The sequence below is a fragment of the Streptomyces sp. Tue6028 genome, assembly GCF_002300165.1.
Lineage (GTDB): Bacteria > Actinomycetota > Actinomycetes > Streptomycetales > Streptomycetaceae > Streptomyces > Streptomyces siamensis.
Map to the genome: position 1 here is coordinate 1 of NZ_MLCE01000022.1, position 18,449 is coordinate 18,449.

Sequence of the window (18,449 nt, forward strand, 5' to 3'; positions counted from 1 at the left end):
GCGGGGGTTTTCTGCGTTTACGGGCTGCCTGCGTGCCGTTGCGCGGGTCGATTAGGGTCGACCCATGCGATACGACCTGGTGATCTTCGACAATGACGGTGTCCTGGTGGACAGCGAGCGGATCTCCAACACGATCCTGGCCGCCCATCTCACCGAGCTGGGGCATCCGACCTCGTACGAGGACTCCATCAGGGACTACATGGGCTCGGCGATGCACCGCATCCACGACCTCGTGCACGAGCGCAGCGGCCGGCGGCTTCCCGACGACTTCGACGACGTCTTCCACGCACGCGTCTTCGCCGCCTTCGAGCGGGAGTTGGAGCCCGTTCCCGGTGCCGTGCAGGTGCTGGAGAAGTTGGCCGCGGACGGTGTGCCGTACTGCGTGGCCTCCTCAGGGAGCCATGAGCGGATCCGGGTGGGGCACCGCAAGACGGGGCTCGACCAATGGTTCGACGAAGAGCGCGTCTTCAGCTCGCAGGATGTGGGACGGGGCAAGCCCGCCCCCGACCTGTTCCTGCACGCCGCCGAGCGCATGGGTGTACCGCCGCGGCGGTGTGTCGTCGTGGAGGACAGCCCGCTGGGCGTGCAGGCGGCGCATGCGGCAGGCATGGACGTGTACGGGTTCACCGCCATGACACCCGCCGCCAAACTCGGCGGCGCCACCCAACTGTTCTCCGACATGGGCGAGTTGGCTGACCTGCTGGTATGACGCCGCCCGTGACGGCGTCCATGCGCGGCGACTGACATTTGTCATGCGGAGCTCCGGACGATCGTTTCTGTCGGCGGACGGGGTCCGACCGCGAAGCTGAGTACATCGAAACGGGACGTACACAGCGACGACGGAGGGACCCGATCATGAGCGCCACGACCATCGAGACCAGCACCGAAGCGACCGCCGTCGCGGCGACCGGCCCGGCCGCCGCCAAGCCCAGCTTCCTGCCGCTGATCATGGACGTGGCGGTGCCCCTGGCGTCGTACTACCTCCTGAAGAACGGGTTCGGGATGAGCACCGTGGCGGCTCTGGCCTGGAGCAGCGTGGTGCCGGCGGTGCGGACGCTGTGGAGCCTGGTGAAGGAGCGCACGTTCAACGGGCTGGCCGGACTGATCCTCCTCGTCAACGTCGTCGGACTGCTCCTCAGCCTGGTCGCCGGCGACCCGCGATTGATGCTGGCGAAGGACAGCGGTGTCGGCAGCGTGGTCGGTATCGGCATCCTGCTGTCGGTGCGGCTCGGCCGGCCGATGATGACGCAGGGGATGAAGCCGTTCCTGATCAAGGGCGACGCGGCCAAGAACGCGGCCTGGGAGCGGCTGCTCGCCGGCTCCGAGCGGTTCCGGCAGGCGGAGCGGACCTTCTCCCTCATCTGGGGAGCGGCGCTGCTCGGTGAGTGCGTGCTGCGGGTGGTGGGCGCGTACACGCTGCCGGTCGACACCATGGTCTGGCTCGGCACGGTCGTCATGGTCGCCACGATCGGCCTGGCCATCCTCCTCAGCGGGCGCTTCGCGGTCGTCCCGATGGAGAAGCTGCTGGAGCAGGAGCTGGCCGGCCGGACCCGCTGAACGGCGGGGCCGCCCGCCCCGGTTCACCCGAGAAGCCGCTCGACCGGCTCGGCCCGGTCCCCACGGAGTGCCGCTCCACCGCTTCACCCGAAGAGATGAGCAAAATTCATCTTCGGCTTGATCTACCCACCGGTAAGCCGGGGCCCTACGCTCGCCGCCATGACAGATGTGCTGCGACGCGGTAGGGCCTCTTTGGCGTTCAGCTTCTTCGCTCAGGGCGCCACCTTCGCGCTCCTCGTGACGCGCATCCCGGCCATCCAGGACCGCTACGGGATATCCGACGCGCTGCTGCCCGTCTTCCTGGCCGCCGTGCCCATCCTCGCCGGGGTCGGCAGCGTGACCACCGAGCACCTGGTCAAGCGGATACCGGCCAGCCGTCTGCTGCGCTGGTCCCAGCCGGTCGTGCTGCTCGCCCTGCTCGGTGTCGGCGCCGGCGACCACCTCGTCGAGGTCGCGATCGCCCTGGGCGCCTTCGGTCTCGCGGTCGGCGCGCTCGACGCCTCGATGAACATGCTCGGGGTGAGCCTCCAACGGACGTACGGACGCAGCATCATGCTCGGCTTCCACGCCGCGTACAGCCTGGGCGGGATCGTGGGTGCGTCGCTCGCGTGGGCGGGGGCGCACTGGCACCTGTCGCTGCTCGTGTCCTACCTGCCGGTGGCGCTGGTGCTGCTTCCGGCCACGTTCGTGGGGAGCCGCTGGTATGTCGACGGGGGCGCGCCCGAGCAGCGGGAGGCGGCCGAGGGCGGGCCCGTCGTCTTCAAGCTGCTGCTGCCGCTGTGTCTCGTGATGACGTTCGCGTACATCGGGGACTCGACGGTCTCCAACTGGAGCGCCAAGTACCTTCAGGACGTGCTGGGCAGCTCCGAGCAGCTGGCGACCGTTCCGTACAACGTGTACATGGTGACGACGCTGCTGGGCCGGGCGATCGGCGACTTCGGGGTGCGGCGCTTCGGGGCCGTGGCCGTGGTGCGGCTCGGGGCGGTGGTGGCGGCGCTCGGGTTCGCGGTCGTGGCGGTCGCCCCCGGTGCCTGGGTGGGCATGCTCGGATTCACGCTGTTGGGCCTGGGGTTGTGCGTGATCGTGCCGCAGACCTTCGCGGCGGCGGGGCGGCTCTTCCCGGGCGCCTCGGACACGGCGATCGCGCGCCTGAACATCTTCAACTACGTGGGCTTCCTGATCGGTTCGCCGTTGGTCGGGGCCCTGGGGGACGCCTGGAACTACCGGGGCGCCATGCTCGTACCGATGGTGCTGGTCCTGGTGACCTTGGGGTACGCCCGGTCGTTCGCCCCTGAACCAAACCGATACGGTGACGGTCATGAGCGGCCGCGCACAGCTGATGTGGGACGAGGCAGTAACGGGCTATGACTTCGGTCCCGAGCACCCGATGGACCCGGTCAGGCTCGCGCTGACCCGGAGCCTGGTCGGCGCTTTCGGGCTCGACCGTGACGTCGACGTCGTCGCGGCGAAGTCCGCCGGGGACTCCACACTGCGGCTCGTGCACCGCGAGGACTACGTGGAGGCGGTCAAGGCCGCGTCCGCCGACCCGGGGTCCGCGGACTCGTCGTACGGGCTGGGGACCGTGGACGACCCCGCGTTCGCCGGGATGCACGAGGTGTCGGCGCTGATCGCCGGGCAGTCCGTGGGGGCCGCCGAGGCGGTGTGGCGCGGAGACGCGCTGCACGCCGTGAACTTCGCGGGCGGTCTGCACCACGCGATGCCCGGTGCCGCGTCCGGGTTCTGCATCTACAACGACGCCGCGCTCGCCATCGCCCGGCTGCTCGAACTGGGAGCCGAGCGTGTCGCGTACGTCGACGTCGACGTGCACCACGGCGACGGAGTGCAGGCGGCCTTCTGGGAGGACCCGAGGGTCCTCACGATCTCGCTGCACGAGCATCCGCGGACGCTGTTCCCACAGACGGGATGGCCGGAGGAGACCGGCGCCGTCAAGGCGGCGGGCTCCGCGGTCAACGTCGCCCTGCCCGCCGGCACCGGGGACGCCGGATGGCTGCGCGCCTTCCACTCGGTGGTGCCCGAGCTGATCGCGGACTTCCGGCCCCAGGTCCTGGTCACCCAGCACGGCGCCGACACCCACTTCGAGGACCCGCTCGCGCACCTCGCCGTCTCGCTCGACGCCCAGCGCGCGGTGCAGATGGCCTGCCACGACCTGGCGCACGAGTACGCGGACGGGCGCTGGGTCGCGCTCGGTGGCGGCGGGTACGCCGTGGTGGAGGTCGTGCCGCGGTCCTGGACGCACCTGGTCGCGATCGCCGCGGGCCGGCCGCTGGCACCCGAGACGGTGATCCCCGAGAGCTGGCGGCAGGAAGTCTTCGCTCGTGCCCGGCAGTTGGCGCCGGCGCGGATGACGGACGGTCGCTGGCCCGTGCCCTGGAAGGACTGGGAAGCGGGGTACGACCCCGCGGACCGTCTGGACCAGGCGATCGTCGCCACCCGCAGGGCCGTGTTCCCGCTGCGCGGTCTGTTGGCCTAGGGGGCTTCGTTGGGATCGGCCCGGGTCCGCGACGCCCGGCACGGCACCTCGCCGCGTTGTCGGACCACCCGAGTACGCCCAGTACGCGGGTGATCCTCCGCCTTGCGATGCACCGCGCCGGACCACGCGGCCCGATCCGACCCGATCCGAACGAAACCCCCCTAGGGCGACTCCCGGCCGGAAGCGGTGCCGGCACTGTGGACCCATTAGGCCAACTGTGGGGCATTTTCTGCGTTTTGGGCTTGTGGCGGCGATGGATGCGCCAGCATCGCTGACGTGTTGAGCACCGGAGCAATGCGTGCACACCTGCTGGCCGCCCGGTTGGCCGGGCCCGTGGCCACCTCGCGCGAGGAGAGCCTGCGCAGCTATCGGCTCTTCGCCGCCCGCGATCCCCGGATGCTGCTCGGCCTCGATCCCGAATGGACCTGGCGGCAGCAGGACTTGATCGAGCTGATGGCCGACAAGTGCGGGGTTTCGGCCGATCCCGCGCACACTTCAGGGCATGATGTGATCGATCCCGAGCGCACCCTGGTGGCGCTCGACGCCTTCGCGCAGCGGCTCGGCGAGGCGGCCCGCAGCCGTACTCCGGTGCTCCTCGGCACCGGTCATCCGCACCGGCTGATCGGTTTCTACGCCGCTCTCGCGGACGCCCTGTCGGCGGCGGGATGTACGGTCCTCACTCCCGCGAAGGGTAGCTGTGTCGACATAACGACCCGGTTCGGCCTACGCACGTACAACCTTGACTACGTACAAGGTGTCGCGCTGGTGCGCGAACCAGGGGTGCAGGCCACCGGGCGTGCGACCGGCGCGCACACCCACTCGCCGCTCCCGGTTCGGACCGCTCTGGCGGCCGCCGCGGAGGCCGGCGGCCCCCTCCCGGAGCTGGTCATCGGGGACCACGGATGGGTCTGCGGGGCAGGTCAGCTGGGGTTCGAGGCGATGGGGCTGGCCGATACGGACGATCCTGCGCTCTTCGTCGGAGAGGCAGAGGGGCAGGTGTCCGTCGTCGTTCCGCTTGATGACGCTGTGCGGTCTGATTACTACCGACCGCTTACTCGCTATGTACTCAATCGAGCGTGTCTGTCACAGTAGGCGGCCGATGGCATCCCCTCTTCCCCACTCGCATCACCCGCCCCTAGTCTGGGGAGTGAGCACGCAACGACGAAGAGTCACCGGAAGGGGAAGCCGGTGGCCGTCGAGTGCGGAAGGTTCAGGTGTGTCATGGCTGCAGCTGGCGAGAGGCCTCTGAACGAGGTTCAGTTCCTTACCGTGGCGGAGGTCGCCTCGGTGATGCGAGTGTCGAAGATGACCGTGTACCGGCTGGTGCACAGCGGTCATCTGCCGGCCATCCGGGTGGGGAGGTCCTTCCGGGTGCCGGAGCAAGCGGTTCACGAGTACCTCCGTGAGAGCTATGTGGGGGTGGAGACGGCCTGACGGCGTTTCCGGGGGATCGTGGAGATCTCCCGGAACCCCTCGATTACGACCTCGGCGCTCGGACGGGTAGGCTGGCCCCTCATAGGTCGTGTGGGCCCATGCAGCCCAGCACCGAGTAAAGAGAAGTGAGCGAGGGTAGTCGTGGGCTCTGTTATCAAGAAGCGGCGCAAGCGGATGGCGAAGAAGAAGCACCGCAAGCTGCTCAAGCGCACTCGCGTTCAGCGTCGCAACAAGAAGTAAGCGGCGCCGCACAAGCGCATGACGTGGCCCCCCACCGGCTGGTGGGGGGCCACGTGCGTGTCCGGGGTGGCTGTGCGGGCGGGTCCGCGCGGCCGTGCGGGCGCCGATCCGGTCCCGGGTTCGCGCCGGTTCGCGCCGGGTTCGGCGCAGGTTCGGGGCCGGTCCGGTGCGGGGCGTGGACGTGTGTGAGCCTTAGGCCGAATGGCTGGGTCTGGTCGTACGTCTGTGGCTGTCGTCACTTCATGCATCGGGCGGTCATCACAGCGCAACATCCAACCGCTAGGTTGGCGGCACACGGGGAACCCGGCAGGGTACGCGCAGAGCTACGTCCAGTTCTGGAAGGAAGGCGCTGATCTTGGGGAAGGTCGTGCTCGTGACCGGAGTGGCCCGCCAGCTGGGGGGCCGGTTCGTGCGACGGATCCAGCGTGACCCGCAGGTCGACCGGGTGGTCGCCGTGGACGCGGTCCCGCCCGAGCATCATCTCGGCGGCGCCGATTTCGTGCAGGCGGACATCCGCCAGCCGGCCATCGCGCGGGTGCTCGCCGAGCACACCGTCGACACGGTGGTGCACATGGACGTGACCGGTACGGCGCTGAGCGGCGGCAGCCGGACCACGGTCAAGGAGACCAACGTCATCGGCACCATGCAGCTCCTGGGTGCCTGCCAGAAGTCCCCGACGGTCAAACGGCTCGTCGTGAAGTCCAGTACCAACGTGTACGGCTCCGCTCCCCGCGACCCCGCCGTCTTCACCGAGACCACACCGCCCAAGTCGCTGCCCAGCGGCGGCTTCGCGAAGGACACCGTGGAGGTCGAGGGCTACGTACGCGGGTTCGCGCGCCGCAGGCCCGATGTGGCCGTGTGCGTGCTGCGGTTCGCCAACATCCTCGGGCCGAGCGCGGACTCGCCGCTCGCCTCGTACTTCTCGCTGCCCGTGCTGCCGACCGTCTTCGGCTACGACCCGCGCCTGCAGTTCGTGCACGAGGACGACGTGATCGAGGTCCTGCGACTCGCCTCGCACGAGCCGGAGCGCGGCACCCTCAACAGCGGCACGTTCAACATCGCGGGCGACGGCGTCCTGTTGCTCTCGCAGTGCGCGCGACGTCTCGGCCGGCCCACGGTGCCGCTGCTGCTGCCCGCGCTCAGCTGGGCGGGCACGGCCGTGCGTACCCTGGGCGTGACGGACTTCTCGCCGGAGCAACTGCGGCTGCTCACGCACGGCCGGGTCGTGTCGACGAACCAGATGCGCGAAACGCTGGGCTACAAGCCGAAGTACACGACCGCGGAGACCTTCGCGGACTTCGCCCGCAGCCGGGGGCCCGGACTCCTGCCCCCCGAGGCCCTTGCGGGGGCCGTCGACCGGATCGCCGCGCTGCCCGTCCTGGGCGGCGGCCACCCCCCGACGCAGAGCGCCAACTGAGGAGCGCATCAACGATGGCGGACGCCAAAGTCATTCCGTTCGATGACGACCGGTCGCGCGGGGCTGCGATGCAGCGCCCGCAGCGGCGCCGGACCGCGGGGAGCCGGCGCAAGAGCGAGCCCGTGGTGGTTCGTGAGGTCCAGCCCCTGCCGGGCCCGGCCGTCCCACAGGATGATGTTCCTGTGACGCGTGAGGAACAGCCACCCCAGCAGCCGCAGGACGGCGGCGGTCTGGAGCGGCGTATCGCCGGGGGCCTGGCCTTCCTGCGCCGCCGGCTGACCGGTGACTACGAGGTCGACGACTTCGGCTACGACGCCGAACTCACCGACCAGGTCCTGATGTCGCTGATCCGGCCGTTGTACGACAAGTACTTCCGCGTCGACGTGAAGGGCATCGAGAACATCCCGTCCGAGGGTGGGGCGCTGATCGTCGCCAACCACTCGGGGACCCTGCCGCTGGACGGCCTGATGATGCAGGTCGCCGTCCACGACAACCACCCCGCGGGCCGTCATCTGCGCCTTCTCGCCGCCGACCTGGTCTTCATGCTGCCGGTCGTCAACGAGCTGGCCCGCAAGGCCGGTCACACCCTGGCCTGCGCGGAGGACGCAGAACGGCTCCTGGAACGGGGCGAAGTGGTCGGTGTGATGCCGGAGGGCTTCAAGGGCATCGGCAAGCCGTTCAGCGAGCGCTACAAGCTCCAGCGCTTCGGCCGCGGCGGGTTCGTCTCCACCGCCCTGCGCCAGGGCACCCCGATCATCCCGTGCTCGATCGTGGGCGCGGAGGAGATCTACCCGATGATCGGCAACGCGAAGACCCTCGCGAGGCTGCTGGGCTTCCCGTACTTCCCGATCACGCCGACCTTCCCGTGGCTGGGGCCGCTCGGTGCGATTCCGCTGCCCACGAAGTGGACGATCCAATTCGGTGAGCCGATCCGCACGGACGGCTATCCGCCGGAGGCGGCCGAGGATCCGATGCTGATGTTCAATCTGACGGACCAGGTCAGGGAGCAGATCCAGCACACGCTGTACAAGCTGCTGGTGCAGCGGCGGTCCGTGTTCTTCTGAGTGTTTCGGGTCCTGCCGAGTTCTTCGGCGGGACCGGTTCGTACGCGCGCCTGTACGCGGCTGGGGGCGCCCTTCCGGAGAAGGGCGCCCCCAGCCGCGTAGTGCGTTACTTGTCGTCCTCGCTGTCGATGCCCAGGCCCGGGAGGAGGCCCGGGAGGAGCGGGGGCAGGGTGACGTCCGGCTCGCTCGCCGGGGTGCTCCTGCTGCCGGACGGTGAGGAACTGGCGGTGTCCTTGGGCGGGTCCAGGAGTCCGCCCGTGCTGCCGCCGATGAGGCCGTCACTGCTGCTGTCCGAGCTGGACGGCTTCGGCTTGCCGCTGCTGTGACCGCCGGCCGAGGAGCCGCTGGTGGCGGTGCTGGGCGCCGGAGCGTCCGTCCCGGACGAGGCGGTGGCCTCCTCGCTCCTGCCGCGGTGCCGGCCGGTGCCCTCCGGAGAGGGTGTCGGGGGCAGCAACGAGCGCAGCGGGCCGACCTCTTCGTCTATGGCGTCGAAGACCGACGAGACCTGGTCACTGACGTCGCCGAGCTGCACGGGCAGCCGGTCGCGCAGTGCGCCCCAGGCTTCACGATGCGACTGGGAGAAGGCGGACAGGGCCTGGATGGGGCCCAGTGAGCCGTCCCTCGCGTACGCCTCGTGCAGCAGACGGTGGCCTTCCGCGGCGTCGTGCTGCATGCCCGACAGGGCACGGCGGACCTCGCCCAGGGACTCGTGGTCGAGTTGGCCCGAGCGGTCCCGCTCCATCAGCCGCCGCGCCTCGCTCAGCCGGGTCGAGGCCTGGTCGAGGTAGAGCTCACCGCGGTCGCTGTCGCCGTGGGCCAGGCCCAGCTTGATGTCCTCCATGCCTCGCTTGAGCCCGTAGAGCGAGTCTCCGGGGAGGGCGTCGGAGCTGGCGGCGGCCACGCCGCCGAAGGCTCCCGCGGCCACACCGACGGTGAGCCCGCCCGCGGCCAACCCCTTCGACAGCCGGGACCGCGGTCGCAATTTGCCCAGCCCGCTCGCCCGGTGCGCGCCCTTGGCCCGGTGGGTCCGCTGCTCGGGCACCGCGGATTCGCGGCCCTCGCCCCTGGCAGTGCCCTCCAGCAGCATGGCCTCCATCGCGGCGACGAGCTGTGCTCGCTGCACGACTTTGACCTCGGGGTCCAGCTCCGGCTTGGGCAGCTCGCCGAGACCGGTGGCGAGGGCCAGGAGCAGGCCCTCCTCGGTCCGTTCCGCAGCAGCCGGGGACGGCGCCCATCCATCGGGCTGCTCGGCCGCCGGGCCCTGTTCGGACTGCTCCTCCAGAGCCTGGGCGAAGGCGTTCGCCCGCCGGTGTGCCGATACGTTCGCGATCACTGGCGGCACCTCCTCTCGTCATGACGGTCGACTCCCCAGGGGGTCCTGAGGGTTGCACTCCCTGACCACATCCACACGATCGAGTGATCAGTGCTGGCCAAGGGGTGACCACAGGGAGCCTGTATCCCGCACAACGAGCGTCGCGGCACTTGGGTTACGGACGACGGATGATCGGACCGCGAAGTCAACAGACTTTTACAGAAGGTGAGTTGATCGTCGCTGAACGTGTGGGATCACTATGGGTGGTACGGCTTCAGCGCGCGTCGTCCGGGAGCAGCCGGGCCAGGGTGCGGACGGCCCGGTACTGCAGGGTCTTGATGGCGCCCTCGTTCTTGCCCATCACCCGGGCGGTCTCGGCGACCGAGAGGCCCTGGAGGAAGCGGAGCGTCACGCACTCCTGCTGCTGCGGGTTGAGGCGCCGGACGGCGTCGAGCAACGCCGCGTTCGACAGGGACTCCAGGACGGAGTCCTCGGGGGAGCGCTCGACCTCGTTCGCGTCGAGCATCTCCCCGGTGGTCACCTCCAGCCGGAACCGGCTGGACTTGAAGTGGTCGGCGACCAGGTTGCGGGCGATCGTGACGAGCCAGGCGCCGAAGTCGCGGCCCTGCCAGGTGAAGGTGCCGATGCGCCTGAGGGCCCGCAGGAAGGTCTCGCTCGTCAGGTCCTCGGCGGTCGCCTTCCCGCCCACCCGGTAGTAGATGTAGCGGTACACGGTGTCGCTGTACTGGTCGTAGAGCCGTCCGAACGCGTCGGCCTCGCCGGCCTGGGCGCGCTCCACGAGGTCCATCATCCTGGCGCTGTCACTGTCCGCGGCCGGGCGGCGTGCGGTGGTGGCCGAGCTCGAGCGGCCCCGTCTGCCGACCGCCGCGTTGCCGTCGGCCAGGGCGTAGCAGGGACCGACGGGCGCGGGGGCGGCGAGGGCGGGTACGGCGTACGCGGTGGGGACGAAGCCGCGAAGACGGTCCAGGACCGTTGCGCGCAGCGTAGCCAGGCCCGAGGCGTCAACCCCGACGTGTGAGTACACGGGACTCCCAGAGGCAGAGCTTCCATCACGTGCAGTGCGGGACCGTTCACCCGTCGTAGCGACGGAGGGGTACCGGTTTGCGTCTGAGGAGAATAACGCTTCGTACAGGCAGCGCTACACCCAGTTGCTAAAATCATCGATTACGTCGCTTCTGTTACCGATCGACGCCTTTTCAAGTGCCGGTTGGTGAACAGTTGTTGATCGGATCAGTCCGTGTTCCGTCTGAGTGCGGGGCGTGTTGTGGCCGTCTCGCGGCAAGGGGACTGGCGGCGGGGCTGTGCGGGTAGAACCCGCTGATTTGGGCGTGGCCCGGTGGCCGGACCGGGCGGTTCGCGCCCTTTCCGCCCCTTGCCCGTCCCGTACTCCTGGGGGCTCAGCCCCTAGACCCCCGGTCGGCCTGACGGCCTCGTCCTCAAGCGCCGGACGGGCTGGAACTCCTGCGCGTCAGGCCGGGGAGAAAGGTGCGCGGCGCTCGGCGGATCGGGAGGGCTGGGGGTGCGGGCTTCGGCCCCGCGGCCCGGATCGGCCTGGACGGCCTCGTCCTCAAGCGCCGGACGGGCTGAGACTCTCCGGTGTCGGACGGGCTGAGACTCTCCGGCGTCGGACGGGCTGAGACTCTCCGGCGTCGGACGGGCCGGGGCTCCCCGGCGTCGGACGGGCCGGGGCTCTCCGGTGTCGGACGGGCCGGGGCTCTCGGGTGTCGGACGGGCCGGGGCTCTCCGGCGTTTCCGCCGGACGGCCCCGGAGTTCGCGGGGGTGTACGGGAAACGCGGCCGGCCCCGGCCTGGCGGGCCGGGGCTGTGGCGTCGGGGTGGGTCAGCGGCGGCGGCGGTGGAGGGCGATGGCGGCCGCGGTGCCGCCGGCCACCGCGCCGACTCCGGCCGCGGCGGGGATGCCGACCTTGGCGGCCTTGCGGGCGGTGCGGTAGTCGCGCAGGCGCCATTCGGAGTCCCGGGCGTGCCGGCGCAGCTTGGTGTCGGGGTTGATGGCGTAGGGGTGCCCGACCAGCGACAGCATGGGGATGTCGTTGTGGGAGTCGCTGTACGCGGCGCAGCGGGAGAGGTCCAGGCCCTCCGCCGAGGCCAGCGCGCGGACCGCCTCCGCCTTCGCCGGGCCGTGCAGCGGCTCGCCGACCAGCTTGCCGGTGTAGACGCCGTCGACGGATTCCGCGACGGTGCCGAGGGCGCCGGTCAGGCCGAGGCGGCGGGCGATCACCGTGGCGATCTCCACCGGCGCGGCCGTGACCAGCCACACCTTCTGGCCCGCGTCGAGGTGCGCCTGGGCGAGGGCGCGGGTGCCGGGCCAGATCCGCTCGGCCATGTACTCGTCGTAGATCTCCTCGCCGATCGACATCAGTTCGGAGACGCGGTGTCCCTTGACGATCGACAGCGCGGAGTCGCGCGCGTCCTGCATGTGCTCGGGGTCCTCGACGCCGGCGAGCCTGAACCACGCCTGCTGCCAGGCGAATCGGACGAGGTCGCGTGTCTCGAAGAACCGCCGCTTGTACAGGCCCCGGCCGAAGTGGAAGAGGGCCGCGCCCTGCATCACGGTGTTGTCGAGGTCGAAGAACGCGGCGGCCCTGTCGTCGCCGAGGACCGGGAACTCCGGTTCCTCCGCGGCGGTGTCGGGTGCCGGTTCTTCCAGTTCCTGCGAGGACAGTTCCTGCGAGGACTTGCGCGCTGCCTCCGCAGAGGCCTCGCCTGCCAACACGCTCCGCGCCGTGGCGGAGCGCCTACGGGGAGTGAGCCATCCGAGAGCGGCCATGGCGTGAGCATAGCCAGTTTGTTCGGTGGTTCCGGAGTCGAGAGGATTCGGCGCTGTGAACTCTCCGCGACCGAGCCGTTAAAGAAGTGCTCCCATCGGTGCGCCGGAGCGGCTCCGCGGGTGTTCAGGGGAGGTTCCGCGGATGTGCCCGCCGAGGAGCCGTGTCGCCGTGCGCGGGGCGAGAATGGCCGACATGAGTCCCATGTTTCGGCGCAAGGCCTCCCAGGAACGGCTCGTCACACTGATCCGGAAGCCCGGCTGTCATCTGTGTGATGACGCACAGCAGGTGGTCGAGAAGGTCTGCGGTGATCTCGGCGTGCCCTGGGAGCAGAAGGACATCACCGAGGACGAGGCACTGCACCGCGAGTACTGGGAACAGATCCCGGTGGTGCTGGTGGACGGCGCGCAGCACACGTTCTGGCGGGTGGACGAGGAACGTCTGCGCAAAGCCCTCACACGGTGAATTCACCCGGCGGACCCCGTGCGGGAACGCCGGTGCCGCCCCGCCGTGACCTCGATGTGACCTGACTGGGTAGTCCAAGTGGTCCGGAAAGTCGCCTAGGATCGACGGCGATTGGTCTCGGGGGCGGGATGCGTTGAGGAGAGTGTGCGGTTTTGCCCCCTTCAGGTGCCGAACGAAGATGCGTGTGCGCCGGTTCCATACGTATGCGCCGGGCGCGCGTGACCCCGGTCACGTTGGCCGGGCAAATCGGACACCATCTTTGTGCACGCGTTCACAAAGACATAGCCTGCATTCGACGGGGCGGTCTAGGTACGTGTGACCGCCTGCAGCCCCGCTCTACCCGCAGGAGCACCGTGGCAACTGGCCGAACTCACCGACCGGCGACCCGCAGCCGAGGGATTCCCGAGGCCACCGTCGCCAGGCTTCCGCTGTACCTCCGAGCCCTCACCGCACTGTCGGAGCGCTCGGTCCCCACGGTCTCCTCCGAGGAGCTCGCGGCCGCGGCGGGGGTCAACTCCGCGAAGCTGCGCAAGGACTTCTCGTACCTCGGCTCCTACGGGACCCGTGGCGTGGGGTACGACGTCGAGTATCTCGTCTACCAGATCTCCCGTGAGCTGGGCCTGACCCAGGACTGGCCGGTTGTGATCGTCGGTATCGGTAACCTCGGCGCGGCGCTGGCCAATTACGGAGGGTTCGCGTCCCGTGGCTTCCGGGTCGCCGCGCTGATCGACGCCGATCCCGAGATGGCCGGCAAGCAGGTCGCCGGGATCACCGTGCAGCACAGCGACGACCTCGAGAAGATCATCTCCGACAACGGCGTCTCCATCGGCGTGATCACCACCCCGCCGGGCGTCGCCCAGCAGGTCTGCGAGCGCCTGGTCGCCGCCGGAGTCACCTCCATCCTGAACTTCGCACCGACCGTCCTGTCCGTCCCGGACGGCGTCGACGTGCGCAAGGTCGACCTCTCCATCGAGCTGCAGATCCTGGCGTTCCACGAGCAGCGCAAGGCCGGCGAGGAAGCCGAGTCGCAGGCCGGTGCCGTGGCCGCGGCCCACCAGGACGACGACGAGAAGGGACCCGACGGGGACGTCCCCGCCGTGATGCCGGCATGAGTCTCCTCGTCGTCGGGCTGAGCCACCGCAGCGCTCCGGTCAGCGTCCTCGAACGCGCCGCACTGTCCGCGGACGCGCAGGTCAAGCTGCTCCAGGACACCCTCGCCGCCGAACCGGCCGCCGAGGCCGCCGTGCTCGCCACCTGCAACCGCATCGAGCTGTACGCCGACGTGGACAAGTTCCACGCGGGCGTCGCCGAGCTGTCCCTGCTGCTCGCCCAGCACAGCGGGGTCGGCCTCGAGGAGCTCACCCCGTACCTGTACGTGCACTACGAGGACCGGGCGGTCCACCACCTCTTCTCGGTGGCGTGCGGCCTGGACTCGATGGTCGTGGGCGAGGGCCAGATCCTCGGCCAGATCAAGGACGCCCTGGCCACCGCGCAGGAGCTGCACACCGCCGGCCGTCTTCTGAACGACCTGTTCCAGCAGGCGCTGCGGGTCGGCAAGCGCGCACACTCCGAGACCGGCATCGACCGTGCGGGCCAGTCCCTGGTCACCTTCGGCCTGGAGCAGCTGTCCGCCGGTGCGGCGGTCGAGGCCTGGGCCAAGGGCAGGAAGGCCCTGGTCATCGGCGCGGGCTCGATGTCCTCGCTGGCCGCGGCCACCCTCGCGCGCGCCGGGGTCGGCGAGATCGTGATCGCCAACCGCACCTTCGACCGTGCCGAGCGCCTGGCCCGGATCCTCACCGACAGCGAGGACACGGACGTGTCGGCCCGCGCGGTACCGATGGAGTCGGTACCGGTCGAGCTGACACGTGCCGACATCGCCGTCTCCTGCACCGGCGCCACCGGGCTCGTCCTGACGGCCGAGGCCGTCGCGGCGGCCGTGGAGGGCCGCACGGGACTGTCCGTGCCCGGTGCCGAGTCCGCCCGTACGCCGTCACCCGCGGCCCGCACCGCGCAGCCGGGCACCCCGCTCGCGCCGGCCGGCGTCGGCGCCGAGGAGGGCTGCCCCCTCGACCTGCCCGGAGTGCAGAGCACGGCCGGTTTCTCGGTGCTCGGCGAGGCGGCGGTGGCCGGCATGGCCGCGGCCGAGCTGGAGCAGCACGCGGCCTGGGTGGACAAGGGCGACGCGGCGGGCCGCGCGCAGCGTCCGGCCGCCGCCGGTACCGCCACGGTCCACGACGCGGGCGTGTCCACGCTGCTCGACCCGGAGAGCGAGGCCGACGCCATCGCCGCGCTGGTCTCCGCCGTCGCCACCGCGGGCCGCATCCCCGAGCGCCGCAGGCCCGAGCCCGTCGCCGAGGCCCCCCGGCCCGCGCCCGTGCTCGCGCTGCTGGACCTCGCGATGCCCCGCGACATCGACGCCGCCGTGCACCGGCTGCTCGGCGTGCGTCTCGTCGACATCGAGTCGCTGGCCGAGGCCTCCGCGGACGCGCCGATGGCCGCGGACGTCGACCAGGTGCGCAGGATCGTCTCCGACGAGGTGGCCGCCTTCGGCGCCGCCCAGCGGGCGGCGCACATCACGCCCACCGTGGTGGCCCTGCGAGCCATGGCCGCCGACGTCGTCGCGAACGAGATCGCGCGGCTCGACGGCCGGCTGCCCGGCCTCGACGACAAGCAGCGCGGTGAGATCACGCAGGCCGTACGGCGCGTCGTCGACAAGCTGCTGCACGCACCGACCGTGCGGGTCAAGCAGCTCGCGGCCGAGCCGGGCGGCGCCGGGTACGCGGACGCGCTGCGGACCCTGTTCGACCTGGACCCCGAGACGGTCGCCGCCGTCTCGCGGGCCGACGACGAACCCAAGAACGAGAACGAGAACGCCAGGAACCGAGGGCGAGCATGAGTGAGCCGCGAACCTACCGAGAAGGTGCGCTGAGGCTGGGGACCAGGCGCAGCAAACTCGCCATGGCCCAGTCCGGGCAGGTGGCGGACGCCGTCAGCCGGGTGACCGGGCGCCCCGTCGAGCTGGTCGAGATCACGACGTACGGCGACACCTCGCGCGAGCATCTCGCGCAGATCGGCGGCACCGGGGTCTTCGTGACCGCGCTGCGCGAGGCACTGGTGCGTGGTGACGTCGACTTCGCCGTGCACTCCCTCAAGGACCTGCCGACCGCGCAGCCCGACGACCTGTCGCTGGCCGCCGTGCCGCTGCGCGAGGACCCGCGCGACGTGCTGGTCGCCCGTGACGGTCTCACCTTCACCGAACTTCCCGAGGGCGCGCGCATCGGCACCGGTTCGCCGCGCCGCATGGCCCAGCTGAACTCGTACGCGCGCAATCACGGGATGACGATCGAGACGGTCGCCATCCGCGGGAACGTCGACACCCGCATCGGGTACGTGCGCAGCGGGGAACTCGACGCCGTCGTGCTCGCCGCCGCCGGACTCAACCGGATCGGCCGTAGCGACGAGGTCACCGACTTCCTGTCGGTCGACACTGTTTTGCCCGCCCCCGGCCAGGGGGCACTGGCGATCGAGTGCGCCGCGGACAACGCGGACCTCGTCGCAGCGCTCGGAGAGCTCGACGACCCGTTCACCCGGGCCGCCGTGACCGCCGAGCGGTCCCTGCTTGCCGCCCTGGAGGCCGGCTGCAGCGCACCCGTGGGCGCGCTCGCCGACCTGCTGGCCGACGGGCAGATTGTCAAGGAGATGCGCCTGCGCGGCGTCGTCGGCACGACCGACGGCTCGACGCTGGTGCAGCTGTCCACCACCGGTCCCGTGCCCGAGACACATGACCAAGCGATTGCGCTCGGCCGTGAACTCGCCGCCGAGATGCTTGCCAAGGGCGCGGCCGGTCTGATGGGGGAGCGAGCACTTTGAGCCCCACCAACCTTCCCGCCGGTCCGGAACACGGGCACGTCACCTTCCTGGGTGCCGGACCCGGGGATCCAGGACTCCTGACACTGCGCGCCGTGGAGGCGCTGGCGAACGCGGACGTTCTCGTCGCCGAGCACGAGGTGCTCGACGTGGTGCGTGTGCATGCCAGACAAAGCGTCGCCGTGCTGAACACCGATCCGGACACTTCTTCGGATGCGTACAGGGGCACGGGCACGCCTCAGCTGACGGTTGTTGACGGCGCGTCAACAACCGTTGGTGACCCCGCGTCGAGGGACGCCGCCAATCTTGTCATGGAGGCCGCGCGGGGCGGCAAGCGGGTCGTGCGTGCGGTGTCCGGGGACCCGGGACTTGATACGTACGCCGCCGAGGAAATGCTCGCCTGCGCCGCAGCGGGTGTCCCGTTCGAGGTCGTGCCCGGCATCGCCGCCGCCGTCGGCGTGCCCGCCTACGCGGGTGTGCCGCTGCGCGACGCGCAGGGCGCGGACGTCCGGTTCGTCGACGCGCGGACGGCCTCCGACCGCTGCTGGACCGAGGTCGGCGCGTCCGACGGGACCGTCGTGGTCTCGACGACGCTCGACTCCGTGGCCGCGGCCGCCGGTGAACTCGTGGCGGCCGGGCGCAAGCCCGACACCCCGATGACGGTGACCGTCGCCGGCACCACCACGCGTCAGCGCACCTGGACCGCCACCCTCGGCACCATCGCGCAGACGCTGAAGCAGGCGAAGGTGCTGCCGTCCCCGGACGGCGGCCGGCCGGTGATAGTCGTGGTCGGTGAGCGTTCCGCAGCCGCCCAGCGCGACCAGTTGTCGTGGTTCGAGTCCAAGCCGCTGTTCGGCTGGAAGGTCCTCGTACCGCGTACGAAGGAGCAGGCGGCTTCGCTCTCCGACCAGCTGCGGTCCTACGGAGCCGTACCGCACGAGGTGCCGACCATCGCCGTCGAACCGCCGCGCACGCCCCAGCAGATGGAGCGCGCGGTCAAGGGCCTGGTGACCGGCCGCTACGAGTGGATCGCCTTCACCTCGGTGAACGCGGTCAAGGCCGTGCGGGAGAAGTTCGAGGAGTACGGGCTCGACGCCCGCGCCTTCGCCGGGATCAAGGTCGCGGCCGTGGGCGACCAGACCGCGAAGGCGCTGATCGCCTTCGGCGTGAAGCCGGACCTGGTGCCGAGCGGTGAGCAGTCGGCCGCCGGACTGCTGGAGGACTGGCCGCCGTACGACCCGGTGTTCGACCCGATCGACCGGGTGTTCCTGCCGCGGGCCGACATCGCCACCGAGACGCTCGTCGCCGGGCTCATCGAGCTGGGCTGGGAGGTCGACGACGTCACGGCCTACCGGACCGTGCGGGCCTCGCCGCCGCCGGCGGAGACGCGTGAGGCCATCAAGGGCGGCGGCTTCGACGCGGTGCTCTTCACCTCGTCGTCGACCGTGCGGAACCTGGTGGGCATCGCGGGCAAGCCGCACAACGTGACCGTCATCGCGTGCATCGGTCCCGCCACGGCCAAGACGGCCGAGGAGCACGGACTGCGGGTCGACGTCATGGCGCCGGAGCCGTCGGTGCACAAGCTCGCGGAGGCGCTGGCCGACTTCGGGCTGCGCCGACGGGCCGCCGCGCTGGACGCCGGTGACCCGGTGACGCGGCCGAGCGAGCGCCGGCCCGGGTCGCGCCGCCGCCGCACCACCTGACGACAGGGGGCCGAGGGGAGGTGTTTCCTCCCCTCGGCCCCTGCCCGTCCCGTGGACACGGGGGCTGCCGTCACCGGACCACCGCCGCGGCC

17 protein-coding genes are annotated in these 18,449 nt (G+C 70.7%); 14 read left to right on the forward strand and 3 right to left on the reverse strand.

Features of this window, described 5'->3' with window-relative positions:
• Positions 1 to 64 precede the first annotated feature (64 nt).
• From BKI49_RS20875 to BKI49_RS20915, 9 genes are all read left to right on the forward strand, one after another.
• Complete coding sequence (locus BKI49_RS20875) at positions 65 to 709, forward strand: HAD family hydrolase (protein ID WP_095935814.1); 645 nt, start codon at positions 65 to 67, stop codon at positions 707 to 709.
• A 146-nt stretch (positions 710 to 855) separates the two neighbouring features.
• Positions 856 to 1,557 carry a VC0807 family protein gene (locus tag BKI49_RS20880; protein ID WP_179332517.1) on the forward strand — a complete coding sequence of 234 codons (702 nt, stop codon included), beginning with the start codon at positions 856 to 858 and terminating at the stop codon, positions 1,555 to 1,557.
• Positions 1,558 to 1,716: 159 nt separating this feature from the next.
• On the forward strand, positions 1,717 to 2,925 hold the full coding sequence (locus BKI49_RS20885) for an MFS transporter (protein ID WP_095935815.1): 1,209 nt from the start codon (positions 1,717 to 1,719) through the stop codon (positions 2,923 to 2,925).
• Entirely contained in the window at positions 2,876 to 4,048 is a 1,173-nt protein-coding gene (locus BKI49_RS20890; protein ID WP_095935816.1) for an acetoin utilization protein AcuC, read from the forward strand. Before BKI49_RS20885 ends, BKI49_RS20890 begins: the two co-directional genes overlap by 50 nt.
• Before the next feature lie 276 nt (positions 4,049 to 4,324).
• Positions 4,325 to 5,140: a phosphatase gene (locus BKI49_RS20895; protein ID WP_095935817.1), complete on the forward strand. Its 816-nt coding sequence runs from the start codon at positions 4,325 to 4,327 to the stop codon at positions 5,138 to 5,140.
• 129 nt (positions 5,141 to 5,269) lie between these two features.
• On the forward strand, positions 5,270 to 5,482 hold the full coding sequence (locus BKI49_RS20900; protein WP_004984898.1) for a helix-turn-helix domain-containing protein: 213 nt from the start codon (positions 5,270 to 5,272) through the stop codon (positions 5,480 to 5,482).
• Between the two features lie 141 nt (positions 5,483 to 5,623).
• Positions 5,624 to 5,722 (forward strand): 30S ribosomal protein bS22, encoded by a 99-nt coding sequence (locus BKI49_RS20905; protein WP_003948845.1) that lies wholly within the window; start codon positions 5,624 to 5,626, stop codon positions 5,720 to 5,722.
• 355 nt (positions 5,723 to 6,077) lie between these two features.
• Positions 6,078 to 7,139, forward strand: coding sequence for an NAD-dependent epimerase/dehydratase family protein (locus BKI49_RS20910; protein ID WP_095935818.1), 1,062 nt, complete (start codon positions 6,078 to 6,080; stop codon positions 7,137 to 7,139).
• Positions 7,140 to 7,153: 14 nt separating this feature from the next.
• The gene (locus BKI49_RS20915) at positions 7,154 to 8,203 is read left to right on the forward strand and encodes a lysophospholipid acyltransferase family protein (RefSeq protein WP_095935819.1); all 1,050 of its coding nucleotides are present in this window, start codon (positions 7,154 to 7,156) and stop codon (positions 8,201 to 8,203) included.
• 106 nt (positions 8,204 to 8,309) lie between these two features.
• Here the strand turns inward: BKI49_RS20915 and BKI49_RS20920 are convergent, their stop codons facing one another.
• From BKI49_RS20920 to BKI49_RS20930, 3 genes are all read right to left on the reverse strand, one after another.
• A complete protein-coding gene (locus BKI49_RS20920; RefSeq protein WP_095935820.1) occupies positions 8,310 to 9,536 on the reverse strand; it encodes a DUF5667 domain-containing protein in 1,227 nt (408 codons plus the stop codon).
• A 253-nt stretch (positions 9,537 to 9,789) separates the two neighbouring features.
• Positions 9,790 to 10,560 carry an ECF subfamily RNA polymerase sigma factor, BldN family gene (locus BKI49_RS20925; protein WP_028805573.1) on the reverse strand — a complete coding sequence of 257 codons (771 nt, stop codon included), beginning with the start codon at positions 10,558 to 10,560 and terminating at the stop codon, positions 9,790 to 9,792.
• Positions 10,561 to 11,376: 816 nt separating this feature from the next.
• Positions 11,377 to 12,324: an HAD family hydrolase gene (locus BKI49_RS20930; protein WP_095935821.1), complete on the reverse strand. Its 948-nt coding sequence runs from the start codon at positions 12,322 to 12,324 to the stop codon at positions 11,377 to 11,379.
• A gap of 184 nt (positions 12,325 to 12,508) precedes the next feature.
• Between BKI49_RS20930 and BKI49_RS20935 the strand changes: the two genes are divergently transcribed.
• From BKI49_RS20935 to BKI49_RS20955, 5 genes are all read left to right on the forward strand, one after another.
• Positions 12,509 to 12,787: a glutaredoxin family protein gene (locus BKI49_RS20935; protein ID WP_179332525.1), complete on the forward strand. Its 279-nt coding sequence runs from the start codon at positions 12,509 to 12,511 to the stop codon at positions 12,785 to 12,787.
• Positions 12,788 to 13,140: 353 nt separating this feature from the next.
• Positions 13,141 to 13,899, forward strand: a complete 759-nt coding sequence (locus BKI49_RS20940; protein WP_095935822.1) for a redox-sensing transcriptional repressor Rex — start codon at positions 13,141 to 13,143, stop codon at positions 13,897 to 13,899.
• A complete protein-coding gene (locus BKI49_RS20945) occupies positions 13,896 to 15,683 on the forward strand; it encodes a glutamyl-tRNA reductase (RefSeq protein WP_095935823.1) in 1,788 nt (595 codons plus the stop codon). Before BKI49_RS20940 ends, BKI49_RS20945 begins: the two co-directional genes overlap by 4 nt.
• The gene (gene hemC / locus BKI49_RS20950) at positions 15,680 to 16,657 is read left to right on the forward strand and encodes a hydroxymethylbilane synthase (protein ID WP_095935824.1); all 978 of its coding nucleotides are present in this window, start codon (positions 15,680 to 15,682) and stop codon (positions 16,655 to 16,657) included. Before BKI49_RS20945 ends, hemC begins: the two co-directional genes overlap by 4 nt.
• Positions 16,654 to 18,357, forward strand: coding sequence for a bifunctional uroporphyrinogen-III C-methyltransferase/uroporphyrinogen-III synthase (locus BKI49_RS20955; protein WP_095935825.1), 1,704 nt, complete (start codon positions 16,654 to 16,656; stop codon positions 18,355 to 18,357). The genes hemC and BKI49_RS20955 overlap by 4 nt, the downstream gene beginning before the upstream one ends.
• Positions 18,358 to 18,449 lie beyond the last annotated feature (92 nt).

What these genes read in the sequence shown, in the direction of transcription:
- BKI49_RS20875 (WP_095935814.1), top strand. Translation starts at nt 65, where the DNA reads ATGCGATACGACCTGGTGATCTTCGACAATGACGGTGTCCTGGTGGAC.
- BKI49_RS20880 (WP_179332517.1), top strand. Translation starts at nt 856, where the DNA reads ATGAGCGCCACGACCATCGAGACCAGCACCGAAGCGACCGCCGTCGCG.
- BKI49_RS20885 (WP_095935815.1), top strand. Translation starts at nt 1,717, where the DNA reads ATGACAGATGTGCTGCGACGCGGTAGGGCCTCTTTGGCGTTCAGCTTC.
- BKI49_RS20890 (WP_095935816.1), top strand. Translation starts at nt 2,876, where the DNA reads ATGAGCGGCCGCGCACAGCTGATGTGGGACGAGGCAGTAACGGGCTAT.
- BKI49_RS20900 (WP_004984898.1), top strand. Translation starts at nt 5,270, where the DNA reads ATGGCTGCAGCTGGCGAGAGGCCTCTGAACGAGGTTCAGTTCCTTACC.
- BKI49_RS20915 (WP_095935819.1), top strand. Translation starts at nt 7,154, where the DNA reads ATGGCGGACGCCAAAGTCATTCCGTTCGATGACGACCGGTCGCGCGGG.
- BKI49_RS20930 (WP_095935821.1), bottom strand. Translation starts at nt 12,324, where the DNA reads ATGGCCGCTCTCGGATGGCTCACTCCCCGTAGGCGCTCCGCCACGGCG.
- BKI49_RS20935 (WP_179332525.1), top strand. Translation starts at nt 12,509, where the DNA reads ATGGCCGACATGAGTCCCATGTTTCGGCGCAAGGCCTCCCAGGAACGG.
- BKI49_RS20945 (WP_095935823.1), top strand. Translation starts at nt 13,896, where the DNA reads ATGAGTCTCCTCGTCGTCGGGCTGAGCCACCGCAGCGCTCCGGTCAGC.
- hemC (WP_095935824.1), top strand. Translation starts at nt 15,680, where the DNA reads ATGAGTGAGCCGCGAACCTACCGAGAAGGTGCGCTGAGGCTGGGGACC.